Source organism: Comamonas guangdongensis (assembly GCF_041079535.1).
GTDB classification, from domain to species: domain Bacteria; phylum Pseudomonadota; class Gammaproteobacteria; order Burkholderiales; family Burkholderiaceae_C; genus Comamonas; species Comamonas guangdongensis.
In genome coordinates this window covers 216,881-230,106 of the sequence record NZ_JBFYGN010000001.1, presented here as the reverse complement: position 1 = coordinate 230,106, position 13,226 = coordinate 216,881, and the positions used below count along the sequence as shown (strand labels likewise).

Genomic DNA, 13,226 nt, shown 5'->3' with positions numbered 1-13,226 from the left:
TCAATCATGGGATTCTTTGACTTTGTCGGCGATGTGTTCGACGGTGCCGTCGATATTGCAAGCAGCGTGGTCGAAGGCACCGTGGATATTGCGGGCAGCGTGGTCGGTGGTGCGGCCGACGTTGTCGCCGATGTCGTCGACGTGGTGGTCGAAAACCCGGGCAAGACGCTGCTCGTGGCGGTTGGCACCGTGGCCACCGGCGGGGTGGCATTGGCCGCAGCGCCGGCGCTGGCGGCGGCGGCCGGCGGGGCCGGGCTGCTGGGAGCTGCCAGCACCGGCACGGCCATCAGCACCCTCTCCGGAGCCGCCCTAGCCAACGCCTCCCTGGCGGCCGTCGGCGGCGGTGCACTCGCTGCAGGCGGTGGCGGCATGGCTGCCGGGACCGCCGTGATTACGGCGGCGGGCGCGGCGACCGGCGCCGCCGCATCTGCGGCCGCTGCCAAGGCGACGAGTTAAGCCCGACTCCGCAGGCCCGTCCGCCTAGGGGCAGGCCGCTGGCTTCGCTCCTAGCCGCCCGCCAAGCGCCCCCAATGAAAGCATTCATCGCGGGAGCCTCTGCCCAAGTCTTGACTACATGGGGACTTGCCAGGCGTCGTAGCCGTAGACCCAGTCGGCATTGCCGCCGGCACGCAGCCAGTTGTTGCCTCTCGAACCGATCTGGATCTCGCTGGTGCGCTGCTTGCGCATGATTTCGTAGTTCTGCAGGGCCTGCGGCACCTGGGCAGCGCTTTGGGCCGCATCGAGGTTGCGGGCCAACACCACGGCATCCTCGATGGCCATGCCGGCGCCCTGGGCCATGAACGGCATCATGGGATGGCTGGCATCGCCAAGCAGCGAAACCCGGCCCTGCGACCACTGTGGTAGCGGGTCGCGCTCATACAAAGCCGTCTTGAGCACGCTGTCGCATGCGTCCAGCAAGACCCGTGCATGGGGGTGGAAGCCGGCGTAGAAACCGCGCAACTCGGTCACGCTGCCTTCCGTGGTCCAGGATTCCTCATGCCAGGACTCCTGCGCCGTGGTGGCAAAGATGAAGGTATCGCGGCCCTGGTTGAGCGGAAAGGTCACGATCTGGCTGTCCGATGTCGGCCCCCACCACTTGGTGAAGGCTCCAATATCGGGGACGTGGCGCACGCGCTCGGTAGGCACCACGGCGCGAAACGCCACCACCCCGGTAAAGCGTGGGCTCTCGGCGCCGAACAGGGCCGTGCGCACCACCGAATGAATTCCGTCCGAGCCGACCAGTGCATCCAGTCCCTCTACCCGCGTGCCGTCGGCAAAATCCACCGAGACGCCGACATCGGTTTGGGCAATCCGGCTGACGCGCTTGGCAAACTTCACCTGATCGGCAGGAAAGGCGTCGGCCAGCGCCGCCAGCAGATCCGCGCGGTGAATGGTGAGCTGCGGTGCGCCGTATTGACGTTCGGCCTCATTGCCCATGGTCAGGCGCGAGGTTTCCTCGCCGCTGTCCCAGGTACGGCTGATGCGGTGCGTAGGGCGAGCTGCCGAGGCACGCACTGCCGCGGCAATGCCCTCACCCAGGCCGTCCAGCGCACGCACGGCGTTGGGCGTCAGATTGATATCGGCCCCTACGCGCAGGTATTGCCGGCTTTGTTCGAACACCGTTACTTCGTGTCCGCTGCCATGCAGTGCATTGGCTGCGGCCAGGCCGCCAATGCCGCCGCCCACAATGCCTATCTTCAGTCCTGTCTTGGCCATGTTTGCTCCTTGATATAGGTATGAGTTCTAGGGACCGGCTGCAACCGCACCCTGGTCCCGATGCCAGCCAGTGTCGGCAAGGCGGCCGCCGCCGTTAAGCGCCAAGCGTCCGTAAAATGGCATCAATCGTCCCAAATCATCTATGACGCAAAGCAGCGACCATCTCAGTGATGTACTGGCCATCTGCCGGGCCGAACGCGCGGTGACGGCCAGCTTTTTCTTGCGCGCGCCCTGGGCACTGGCATCCGAAGGCGTGCCCGGAACCATGATCCGCATTGCCCAGGGACAGCCGTACTGGCTGCAGGTGCAGGGCCAGGAGCCGGTAAGAGTCATGCCCGGCGACCTGGTGGTTCTGCCCCTGGGCAGCCCGCATGTGATGGCTTCGGACCTGGCACTGGCACCGGTTCCATTCGCCCACATGATCGAGCGCTTTGCCCAAGGCCCCAAGGACGAGAATCCTCTGACCTTCGAGCATGGTGGCGCCGGAGCCCGGACCCGCATCGATTCGGTACTGCTATGGATATCAGCCCACTGCCGTCACACCATCTTGAATCTGTTGCCGCCGCTGCTGCACATACCGGCGGAACAAGCCGCACCGCCGGCCATGCTGGGCCGCACACTGGAGGCGCTGATAGCAGACTCGCTTGCCAGGCGCGCGGGCTGGCGTCTCGCGGCTGCACGCCTGGGCGAACTGACCATGGTTCATGTGCTGAGCAACTATTTCGCTGCTCAGCAGGAGCGCGGCCAGGGCTGGGTCCGCGGCCTGGCCGATGCGCAGATCGCCAAGGCCATGGCCGCCATCCATGGCCGCCCCAGCCATGACTGGACCCTGCAGGCCCTGGCCAGGGAGGCGGCCATGTCGCGCTCGCGGTTTGCCGAAAAATTCAAGACTTTGGTGGGCGACTCGCCCATGGCCTATCTGCTGCAACAACGCATGGCACATGCCGCCCAGCAACTGGAGTCCGGCCTGCCACTGGTGCAGATCGCCGAGGAATGCGGTTACGAGTCCGAACGGGTGTTTGCGCGCGCCTTCAAGCGCTGGTGCGGCTTGCCTCCGCGGGCGTATCAGCGCAACACCCAGGCGCTCAGAAAAGAATTTGCCGCGCTGATATAGCGCGACACCGCCAAAGCACAGGCCGGCCTTCTCCAGTTCAATCCGGGACAGGACAACGGCTGGCCGGTGCTGTCAATGTTTGTGTCAGGCAGAGATAGAAGCTGGAGACTCGCGTGCCACTGATGAGAGGGAGTCAATCCTCCTCGTTATCCGTCGCCGCCTCCGTCTGCTCGCAGTGGGCACGCAGCCGCATCAGTGCGCTGTACATCGCATCTCGCTCCTCCTCGGGCAACACGCGAATAGCCGCAGCCTGGCTGGCACGCGCCAACGGCATGACTTGGGCATGCAGGGCCTCGCCCTGCTCGGTGACCTGACAAAAGATCTTCTTGCGCGGCGTATTGCCTTCGCCCTGCAACTCCACCAAGCCTTTGGCCTCCAGCCGCTTGAGCGCGCGGCTCACCAAGGCCTTGTCCGAGGTGGACTGAATCACCAGATCCGAGAAGGCCAGCCGCCTCGCGTGAGCGATCAAAGCCAGCAAGCGCCACTCCGATACCGTCAGATCGTGTTGCTCGGCATAGGGAACGGTGATGGTGCGCCGCAGAGCATTTCCCACCTGGCTCATCAAGGTGGTGATGAAGTCCTCCACCGTCAGTCCGTCACCTTGCGCATTCAAGTGCGACCAGGGCGTTTCATACGTTTTCTTGTCCATGTCGCATTGTTTCATCATCAATCACAAATTCCACTGTCAATGGTGAAAACAGCAATTTGATCGATCAACTATGAGCGTATAACTCCCACTTATTGTTTCTCTTGCGATTCAATGTTTCATTATTGAAACAAAACGATCGCACACGAGATTTCTACCCACGGCCCAAGGAGAGGCGACCATGTCAGTTGATAGACGCCAGTTTTGCTTTACAGCTCTTGCCTGCGGCGCGCTGCTTTCGCAGCCGGTGCTTGCCGAAGAAAGCTATCCCAGCAAACCCATCACGGTGATCGTCTCGTACCCCCCGGGTGGAGACACGGACGCCATCGCCCGTCTCTTTGCCGACAAGCTCAGCCATAGGCTCAAACAGACGGTGCTGATTGACAACCGCCCGGGCGCGGGCGGTGCGATAGGCAACGGTATGGTGGGGCGTGCACGCGCCGATGGCTACACGCTCTTGTTCACACCCAACCCCTTCACCACCGCGCCGCTGGTAATGAAGCTGTCGGGTGCTGCGGCCTACGACGTACTCAACGGCTACGAGGCGATCATCAACACCGCCACCCAGCCCCTGGTGCTGGTCACGAGCCCGAAAATGGGTGTCAAAAACCTGCCCGAGCTGATTGCCAAGGCCAAAAGCGGCGCCACTGTCTCCTATGCCAGCCCGGGCGCCGGCTCGCCCATGCATATCGCCGGCGAGTGGCTGAACAAAGCCGCGGGCGTCAAGCTTGCGCATGTCCCATATCGCGGTGTCGGCCCGTCGGTGACCGATGTAGTGGCCGGCCACGTCGATACCGCCTGGGTCACTTTCGGGCCGGTACGCCAGTATCTGGACTCGGGCAAGCTGATTGCTCTGGCCATTGGCGATACCAAGCGCTCATCGCTGGCACCTGCCGTGCCGACACTGGTGGAGCTGGGCTACAAGGAGGTGGCAGTCAGCGCCTGGAACGGTTTCTTCGCTCCCAAGAAGACGCCTGCAGCGGTGATCAATCTGCTCAATGAACACCTCAATGCCATTCTGCGCGAGCCCGAAGTCGTGGAAAAACTGGCTGTCTTCGGAGCCCTGCCTGCCGGCGGTTCGCCCAAGGTGCTGACCGACCTGAATCAACGCGAGTACATGGTGATGGGCAAGGCCATCAAGGAACTCGGCATCGTGGCCGAGTGAACCCAAGGGATCGTGCAGGAACGGCCCTGGGCGATTCAAACAGACCTCTATATGACGTAGCAGGAGCCTCAGGTCCGGAAGGACCCGGGACCTCTTGCCGCGAGCAACGGATATGACATCTGCTCTTTCATCCCAATCCACGCTAGGCGTGGACACCCCGCAGGTGACGGCCAGGGCCAAGGTGCTTGGCCGAGCCATCTATGCCGGAGATCTCAAGCTTGCGGGCATGCTGCATGGCAAGGTTCTGCGCAGTCCCTACCCGCATGCGCGCATCGTGCGCATAGACACCACCGCAGCGCGCGCGCTGCCTGGCGTCAAAGCGGTGTTGACCGGCGCTGACGCTCCGGCCAATCTCTGGGGCGCGCATCACAAGGAACGCGCCGTTCTGGCCAAAGGCGTGGTGCGTTACTGCGGCGAGGAAGTGGCCGCCGTGGCCGCCGTTTCCGATGAAATCGCACGCGACGCGCTGGATCTGATCCGGGTGGAGTACGAAGAATTGCCCGCGATTCTGACGCCCGAGGAAGCCATGGATGAAGAAGCCTTTGGCATCCATCCGGGGCGCAACAACGTGGGCCACCACATCCAGTTCGAGCGCGGGGACGTGGAGGCAGGCTTTGCCGCTGCGGACCTGATCCACGAAGCCACCTACACCACTCACTCGCAATACCCCGGCTATATGGAGCCCATGGCCACGGTGGCCTCGCTCGATCCCGATGGCCGCCTGGTGCTCTACACCTCGACCCAGGCGGTGAATCTGGTGCGCATGCAGGTGGCCATGACCCTGGGTCTGCCGATTTCCCGCGTGCGCGTGATGCAGGCAGCCACCGGAGGCGGCTTCGGCGGCAAGATTGTGGAGGACGACAACCAGTTGATCGCCGGCCTGCTGGCCTTGCATACCCGGCGCCCGGTGCGGCTGGTCAACAACCGCCTGGAGGACTTCCAGGCCGCATGCGCCAGTGTGCCGGAGCGCATCACGCTCAAGCTGGGCATGCGCAAGGACGGCGGCATCGTCGCCAAGCAGGTGCGCATCATTGCCGAATGCGGTGCCTATGCGGGCCTTGCCGGTGATGTCATGCACGTCAGCGCCATGCGCAGCGACAACATGCACCGCAATCCCAACGTGCGCTCCGAAGCCACGCTGTACTACACCAACAATCCGCCACGCGGCGCCTTCCGGGGCTTTGGCGGAACACAGATGCAGTTTGCGCTCAACAGCCACATCCACACCATGGCGGAAAAGCTGGGCCTGGATCCGGTGCAGGTGCACAAGATCAACGCGCTCAAGGCCGGCGAAGTCTCGATTCACGGCTGGCATATCGGCAGCACCGGGCTTCTGGAATGCATAGACATGGCAACCGAGGCCATAGGCTGGACCCGCAAACGCCAATGCGCCAAGGCCGCTGGCGTCAAGCGCCGCGGCGTGGGCATGGCTGCGGCCATGCATGTGAGCGGCAACCGCACCATCGGCAACTGGGACGGCTCCACGCTGGTCATCAAGATCAACGAAGACGGCCGAGTCTTCATCATCAGCGGTGAATGCGATATGGGCCAAGGGGCCAGCACCATGCTCAGCCAGATCGTGGCCCATGAACTGGACCTGCCTCTGGCCGACATCCACGTGGTACCTCCCGACACCGATGTCGCGCCGGTGGCCGTGGGCACTCTGGCTTCACGCGTCACCATGTCGGGCGGCAATGCGGCCATCGTTGCCGCGCGCAAGGCACGGGAAGAGTTGTTGAGCCTGGCCGCCGAACGCTTGAATGCACCCTCCGAAGCCCTGTCGCTGGGAAGCGGTGCTGTTTACGTGAGCGCCGAGCCGGAACGCCGCGCCACCATGGCCGAGCTGGCGCGCCAGCATATCTGGCGTCATGGCGGAGGAGGCATTCAGGTCACCGGGACCTGGGACCCCAAGACCGTGATGCATGACGACAAGCTCTACGGCAATATTGCCGCCGCTTACTCCTACGCAGCCCAGGCCGTTGAAGTGGAGGTGGATATCGAAACCGGCCAGGTTAGCGTCATCGACAGCTACGTTGCCGACGACTGCGGCAAGGCACTCAATCCCGTTGCGATTCACGGCCAGACCAATGGCGCCACCGTTCAAGCCATTGGCTGGACGCTGTACGAGCAGCTGCACTACGAGAACGGGCGCCTGGCGAACGGCAATTTCGCGGACTACAACATGGCGACCGCCGATGCAGTTCCCCTGCTGCGTGGCGGCCTTGTGGAATCCAACGATCCCAACGGGCCCTATGGCGCCAAGGGCGCCAGCGAAACCGCCATCCTGCCCGGCGCGCCTGCCATTGCCAACGCGGTCTATGACGCGATCGGCGTGCGCATCACCGATCTGCCCATCACACCGGAAAAAGTGCTGGCGGCCTTGCGCGACAAGCAGCTGCAGCAAGGAACAAGCCATGCGTGAATTTGATTTTGCGGAGCCTCGCTCCGTTGAGGAAGCCAGCCAGTTGCTGGCCGCACACGGCGACGATGCACGCATCATCGCCGGCGGATCGGCTCTGATGCTGGCCATGCGCCAACGCATGCTCGCGCCCACTTGCTTGATTTCGGTGGCAAAACTGCCCCGGCTGCATGGCATCGATTTCGATCCGCGGCAAGGTCTGCGTATTGGAGCCATGAACCGCCATATCGATGTGGCTCGCTCCGAGCTGGTGAAGAAGCATGCCCCGGTGCTCGCGCGGATGGCCAGCCAGGTGGCCAATCCGCAGGTGCGCAACCAAGGCACGATCGGCGGCAATCTTTGCTATGCGGACCCATCCACGGACCCACCAGGCTGCCTGATGGCTCTCGACGCTTCGGTCGTTCTGGGCAGCACACGCGGCGAACGCGAGCTGTCGATGGAAGAGTTCCTAGTCGACTACTACACCACGGCCATGGAGCCCGATGAAGTGCTGCTGGAAATCCGTGTGCCGGTACAGGCTCCCGGCACCCAAGGTGCCTATACGCGTTTCTTGCGTACGGCGGCGGAACACCGCCCGCTGGTCAGCGTGGCTCTGGTCGTCCAGATGGAGGGGCAGATCTGCCGCCAAGCACGCCTGGCCGTGGGGGCATCCACGCCCATCCCCACCAGGCTGCGCCGCGCGGAAGACTGGCTGCGCGGCAGGGCCGTGAACGCGGAGCTCGCCGCCCAGGTCGCCGACATCGTGGCCGAGGACATCCAGCCCGTCTCCGACCTGCGCGGCAGCAGCGAGTTCCGCCGCGAAATGGTGCGCACGGTAACCCGCCGCACCCTGGCCCAACTATTTGGAATCGATATCAATGAAGGAGTTGCCGCATGAGTACGCATCGCATCGAATGCCGGGTCAACGGCGAAGCGCATAGCGTTGAGGTGGCGTCGCGGCGGCTGCTGTCGGACTTTCTGCGCGACGACCTGCATCTGACAGGTACCAAGCGAGGCTGCGAAACCGGCACTTGCGGCGCCTGCTCGGTGCTGCTGGACGGCGAAGTCATCAAGTCCTGCCTGATGCTGGCCGTGCAGGTCCACGGTCGCAGCATCACCACCATCGAAGGGCTGGCCACCGGTGATGAACTGCATCCACTGCAGAAGAACTTCATGCAGTGCGGCGGGCTGCAGTGCGGCTACTGCACGCCGGGTTTCATCATGGCCTCCTGCGACCTGCTCAAGAACACTCCTCAGCCCAGCTGCGAGGAGGTGCGCCACGGCCTTTCCGGCAACCTCTGCCGCTGCACCGGCTACACCCAAATTGTGGAATCCGTGCTGCATGCGGCACAGGAGATGCATCATGGAAATTGAAAAAACTCTGACCGTTTCAGCCCCTCCCCAACAGGTCTGGGATCTGCTCCTCAATCCTCAAATCATGGCCGGTGCCGTGCCGGGAATGAAGTCCATCGATGTCATCAGCCCTACGGAATACGTGGCCGAGATGCATCAGAAGATTTCCTTCATCAGCGCCAAGTTCAAGCTCAAGACAAAGATCGTCGAACAGAAGGCGCCCGAATACATGCGCGTGGAAGGCACGGGCGAGGATGCCTCGGTGGCCAGTTCGCTCAAGCAGACCAGCGAGGTGTTCCTGACGCCTGCCGCCGATGGCGGAACGGATCTGCGCATCAAGGTCAATGTCGATGTGCTGGGTCGCCTGGGCGCCTTCGGCCTGTCGGTCATGAAGACCAAGGCCGATCGTCTCTGGGAAGAGTTTGGCCGCAATCTGGCGGCTCGCATCGAGGCCGGCGGCCAGGCTGTCGATACACCCGGCGCACCTTCGCTGGCGCCCGTCGCGCCTTCAGCGGCCAGGCAGGCCGTCACCCGCCCCGAAGTGGCGCCGGCACCCGCGCCCGCTCCTGTTCCCGCTCCCGGCCCGGTGCCGCGAGAACCCATGGACGCGGCCATCACGGCCTCTGCCGAGGACGCCAGCCGCGATGCCGGCTGGTGGACCCGCATTTTCGGAGGTGCCCGCAATGCACGCAGCGCCGGCCAACTCATACGCGTGGAAGTGCGTCAGATGGACAAGACGATCTGTGTCGAATGGCCTGTCGCAGCGGCGTCCGAATGCCGGGAATGGCTGAAGTCGCTGCAGAAATAAGCCCTGGTTTTTTCTATCGCCCAAGAAGGAGGCTCACGACTCAACAGCTCAATCGCATCAAGCCACGCATGCAAAAAATACTGAACGACATTAAAAATTGGAGACATTCATGCTGAAGAAGGTAGCAAGCGCCATCGCGCTTCTGGGGGTGGGAGGGTTTGCACATGCACAATCGTCCGTACAGATTTACGGCATCCTGGACACGGCCGTCGAAACCATGAACAACGTGGGGGCGAGCCGCTCCACCCTCACGCGCATGCCCAATCTCTCGGGCAGCGTGCCTTCACGCCTGGGCTTTCGCGGCCGCGAGGATCTGGGCGGGGGCCTGAGCGCCGCGTTCACGCTGGAGATGGGCATCGCCCCCGACTCCGGCACCCTCAACCAGGGCGGCCGCGGTTTCGGCCGCCAGTCCTTCGTCAGCCTCAACGGTCCCTGGGGCTCGCTGGGGCTGGGCCGCCAGTACACCATGCTGTTCTGGTCCGTGCTCGATGCCGACGTGATCGGCCCGAGCCTGCACAGCATGGCCAGCCTGGACAGCTACTTTCCCAATGCGCGTGCCGACAATGCGATCTCCTACAAGGGCACGTTCTCGGGCCTGACGATCGGCGCAACCTATAGCTTCGGCCGCGATGCCGTCAATGCCGGCCCCAGTCCCTCCGGCACCAACTGCGCGGGCGAAAGCAGCACCGACGCCAAGACCTGCCGCGAGTGGTCGGCCATGCTCAAGTACGACGCGGCCGCATGGGGCGCAGCGCTGGCCTATGACGAGCTGCGCGGCGGCCCTGGCGCTTTCGCGGGACTGACCAGCAGCGACAAGGCCGACAAGCGCACCATGCTCAACGGCTATGCCAAGCTTGGCAGCGCCAAGATCGGCGCCGGCTATATGCGCCGCAAGAACGACGGCTATATCGCCTCGCCGCGCAACGACCTGTGGTTTGTGGGCGTGAGCTACCCCATGGGCCAGTGGACGCTGGATGCCCAGTACAACCAGCTCAAGTACAAGGACAACGCGGACAAGGGCCAGCAGCTGGTGCTGCGCGGCACCTACAACCTGTCCAAGCGCACGGCGGCCTATGCCTCGCTGGGCTATATGAAGAACAGCGGCAACGCGGCCTTTGGCGCCAGCAGCGCCCAGGCCGGAGGAACGCCGCTGCCGGGCGTGAACCAGACGGGCTTTGGCGTGGGTCTGCGTCACGCGTTCTAAGCCATCCGAGCGTATGGGGTCCACCCCGATGCGCTGGGCGGCAGCAGCTTGTCGATCCTGGAGCAGGACGCCTGGTGGCCGGCTTCATGATCAACGCGGCGCTGCCGTGTCGACCAACGCTGCTCGGCTTCAGCCAGCCTGTGCACGCCGCTGAACGGCGGAACAGCAGCCTCGGCCTTCATCGGCGCGTCATCGGGACGGGCTAGGCTGGGCTCCATTGTTCACTCGCAAGAAAGCCAGCAATGGAACGCCGCCGCTTTTTGGGCCATGGCCTCGCCACCGGAACCCTAGCCTCCTGCACCGGTCTTCTGCCGGCCGTTCTCAAGGCCCAGACGGCACCCGCCAGCGTGACCCGCGATGCGTCCCGCGCCCTGCTGCCTTCGGGCGTGCAAAGCGGCGACGTGCTGGCCAACAGCGCCATCGTCTGGACCCGCGCCAGCCGCGATGCGCGCATGTGGCTGGAGTGGAGCACCACGGCCGGCTTTGCCCAAAGCACCAGGCTGCGCGGCCCCGACCTGCTGAGCAGCAGCGACGGCACGGGGCGCATAGAGCTGCAGGGTCTGCCCGCGGGCCAGGACATCTTCTACCGCGTGGTACTTGAGGACCTGGCCAGCGCCAATGTGCGCTCGCCGGCCGTGTCGGGACATTTCCGCACCCCACTGGCCGCGCACCAGCCCGCCACACGCCCTTTCCGCCTGGTCTGGAGCGGCGATACGGCGGGCCAGGGCTTCGGCATCAACGAGGCTTTTGGCGGCATGCGCATCTACGAGTCCATGCGCCAGACCAACCCCGATGTGTTTCTGCACAGCGGCGACACCATCTATGCCGACGGCCCGATTCCCGCCGAGATCAAGCTGCGCGATGGCTCGCTGTGGCAGAACATCGTCACGCCCGAAGTCTCCAAGGTGGCCGAAACCCTGAACGAATTCCGGGGCCGCCACCGCTACAACCTGATGGACACCCATGTGCGCGCGCTGGGCAGCGAGGTCGCACAGATCTGGCAGTGGGACGACCATGAAGTCACGAACAATTATTCCGACAGCAAGGACCTGAGCGCCAACACGGCCTACACGGAAAAGAACATCCAGCTGCTGGCGGCGCGCGGCCAGCGCGCCTTCATGGAATATGCGCCCATGCGCACTTTTGGCGCGGCCGAGCATCAGCGCATCTACCGTGTGCTGCCCCAAGGCTCGCTGGCCGATATCTTTGTGCTGGACATGCGCAGCTACCGCGGCCCCAACAGCCACAATCTGCAGACCTCGGAAAGCGCGGCCACCGACTTCCTGGGCCGCCCCCAGCTGGAATGGCTGATCGCCGGCCTCAAGCAGAGCCGGGCCACCTGGAAGCTGATTGCGGCCGACATGCCCATAGGCCTGTTCGTGCCCGACGGCAAGGACCCCGAAGGCCGCAGCCTCTGGGAGGCCGTGGCCAACGGCGACCATGGCGTGCCCAAGGGCCGCGAGCTGGAGATGGCGCGCCTGCTCAAGGGCATCAAGGACGCGGGCATCAAGAACGTGGTCTGGCTCACGGCCGATGTGCATTACACGGCCGCCCACCACTACAGCCCGGAGCGCGCGCAGTTCCAGGATTTCGAACCGTTTTGGGAATTCGTCTCGGGCCCGCTCAATGCCGGCGGCTTCGGTCCCAACGAGGCCGACAAGACCTTCGGCCTGGAGGTCGTCTACAGCAAGGCCGCGCCGCACCAGAACTCCGCCCCCAGCGAGGGCTACCAGTTCTTCGGCCAGCTCGACATCGACCATCGCAGCCAGGCCTTGACCGTGGTGCTCAAGGACCTGAATGGCGCGGCGCTCTACACCAAGACGCTGCAGCCCCAGCGTGCCTGAGCATGGCGGGCCGGCCCTGCCTAGCTAGGGCAGGCCCGCATACGGCACCCGGCCCGCAAACGGTACAAGGGACAGGTTTCACATCCTGTCTCCTGGAGGGAGTTTTGCCATGACTCGCATGCACATACCGTTGTTCGCCACCCTGCTGTCCGCAGGCACCCTGGCCTTGAGCGGCAGCGCCTGGGCCCAAGCCAGTGCGCCCCAGACCAGCGGCCTGTCACGCACCCTGGTGGGCAAGGCCGATGTCTCCATGCCGGGCCGCGAGGCCGTGGTTGCCAAGGTCGAGGTGGCCCCCGGCTCGCGCGCCGGCCGCCACACCCATCCCGGCGACGAAATCAGCTATGTCAGCGAAGGCCAGGTGGACCTGCTGGTCGACGGCCAGCCTCCGCGCACCCTCAAGGCCGGCGAGTCCTTTGTCGTGCCCGCGGGCGTGGTGCACGATGCCCACAATGCCAGCACCTCCACCGTCAAGCTCATAGGCGTCTATGTGGTGGAAAAAGGTCAGCCGCTGGCCACGCCCGCACCCTGATGCCTTGCTCCGGCCCGGCCGCAGCAGAGAGTCCCGGCCGGCTTGCGGCTACCATCGGCCCACCATGAAGCAAATGACCTATACCCTGCTGGGCTGGGTGCTGGCCGCCATGCTGCCGCTGGCCGTCCATGCAGAAAAGCCCACACCCGCGTCCGACCAGGAGATCGAACATCTGATCGCCCAGCTCAAAAGCTCGGGCTGCGAGTTCCAGCGCAACGGCAGCTGGTATGACAGCGCCAAGGCTGCCGACCATCTGCGCCAGAAATACGACTATCTGCTCAAGAAATACGGACCGGTGACAGCCGAAGATTTCATTGCCAATGCCGGCAGCGAAAGCAGCATGAGCCACAAGCCCTACCAAGTACGCTGCGCCGGCCAGGCCACGGTGGCCAGCGGCCCCTGGCTGCAGGCCGAGCTCAGGCGCTACCGCAGCAGCACCGGCAAATAAG

At 64.2% G+C, this 13,226-nt stretch carries 13 protein-coding genes; 11 read left to right on the top strand and 2 right to left on the bottom strand.

Features of this window, described 5'->3' with window-relative positions; all coding sequences use genetic code 11:
* The first annotated feature begins 6 nt into the window (after nt 1-6).
* Nucleotides 7-456 (top strand): hypothetical protein, encoded by a 450-nt coding sequence (locus AB6724_RS01030; protein ID WP_369336641.1) that lies wholly within the window; start codon nt 7-9, stop codon nt 454-456.
* A gap of 114 nt (nt 457-570) precedes the next feature.
* Here the strand turns inward: AB6724_RS01030 and AB6724_RS01025 are convergent, their stop codons facing one another.
* Nucleotides 571-1,716, bottom strand: a complete 1,146-nt coding sequence (locus AB6724_RS01025; RefSeq protein WP_369336640.1) for an FAD-dependent monooxygenase — start codon at nt 1,714-1,716, stop codon at nt 571-573.
* 142 nt (nt 1,717-1,858) lie between these two features.
* On the opposite strand from AB6724_RS01025, the gene AB6724_RS01020 reads away from it, so the two are divergent.
* Nucleotides 1,859-2,830, top strand: a complete 972-nt coding sequence (locus tag AB6724_RS01020; RefSeq protein WP_369336639.1) for an AraC family transcriptional regulator — start codon at nt 1,859-1,861, stop codon at nt 2,828-2,830.
* Nucleotides 2,831-2,963: 133 nt separating this feature from the next.
* On the opposite strand, the gene AB6724_RS01015 is transcribed toward AB6724_RS01020, so the two are convergent.
* The gene (locus tag AB6724_RS01015) at nt 2,964-3,479 is read right to left on the bottom strand and encodes a MarR family winged helix-turn-helix transcriptional regulator (protein WP_369336638.1); all 516 of its coding nucleotides are present in this window, start codon (nt 3,477-3,479) and stop codon (nt 2,964-2,966) included.
* 178 nt (nt 3,480-3,657) lie between these two features.
* On the opposite strand from AB6724_RS01015, the gene AB6724_RS01010 reads away from it, so the two are divergent.
* The 9 genes from AB6724_RS01010 (at nt 3,658) to AB6724_RS00970 (ending at nt 13,225) form a co-directional block, all read left to right on the top strand.
* A complete protein-coding gene (locus AB6724_RS01010; protein ID WP_369336637.1) occupies nt 3,658-4,641 on the top strand; it encodes a Bug family tripartite tricarboxylate transporter substrate binding protein in 984 nt (327 codons plus the stop codon).
* 112 nt (nt 4,642-4,753) lie between these two features.
* Nucleotides 4,754-7,063, top strand: coding sequence for a xanthine dehydrogenase family protein molybdopterin-binding subunit (locus tag AB6724_RS01005; protein ID WP_369336636.1), 2,310 nt, complete (start codon nt 4,754-4,756; stop codon nt 7,061-7,063).
* Complete coding sequence (locus AB6724_RS01000; RefSeq protein WP_369336635.1) at nt 7,056-7,937, top strand: FAD binding domain-containing protein; 882 nt, start codon at nt 7,056-7,058, stop codon at nt 7,935-7,937. The genes AB6724_RS01005 and AB6724_RS01000 overlap by 8 nt, the downstream gene beginning before the upstream one ends.
* A complete protein-coding gene (locus tag AB6724_RS00995; RefSeq protein WP_369336634.1) occupies nt 7,934-8,413 on the top strand; it encodes a (2Fe-2S)-binding protein in 480 nt (159 codons plus the stop codon). The genes AB6724_RS01000 and AB6724_RS00995 overlap by 4 nt, the downstream gene beginning before the upstream one ends.
* Complete coding sequence (locus tag AB6724_RS00990) at nt 8,403-9,200, top strand: SRPBCC family protein (protein ID WP_369336633.1); 798 nt, start codon at nt 8,403-8,405, stop codon at nt 9,198-9,200. The genes AB6724_RS00995 and AB6724_RS00990 overlap by 11 nt, the downstream gene beginning before the upstream one ends.
* A gap of 109 nt (nt 9,201-9,309) precedes the next feature.
* Complete coding sequence (locus AB6724_RS00985) at nt 9,310-10,404, top strand: porin (protein ID WP_369336632.1); 1,095 nt, start codon at nt 9,310-9,312, stop codon at nt 10,402-10,404.
* 242 nt (nt 10,405-10,646) lie between these two features.
* Nucleotides 10,647-12,248, top strand: a complete 1,602-nt coding sequence (locus AB6724_RS00980; protein ID WP_369336631.1) for an alkaline phosphatase D family protein — start codon at nt 10,647-10,649, stop codon at nt 12,246-12,248.
* Between the two features lie 109 nt (nt 12,249-12,357).
* Nucleotides 12,358-12,777, top strand: a complete 420-nt coding sequence (locus AB6724_RS00975) for a cupin domain-containing protein (protein ID WP_369336630.1) — start codon at nt 12,358-12,360, stop codon at nt 12,775-12,777.
* A 64-nt stretch (nt 12,778-12,841) separates the two neighbouring features.
* Nucleotides 12,842-13,225: a YfeK family protein gene (locus AB6724_RS00970; RefSeq protein ID WP_369336629.1), complete on the top strand. Its 384-nt coding sequence runs from the start codon at nt 12,842-12,844 to the stop codon at nt 13,223-13,225.
* Nucleotide 13,226: the final 1 nt, after the last annotated feature.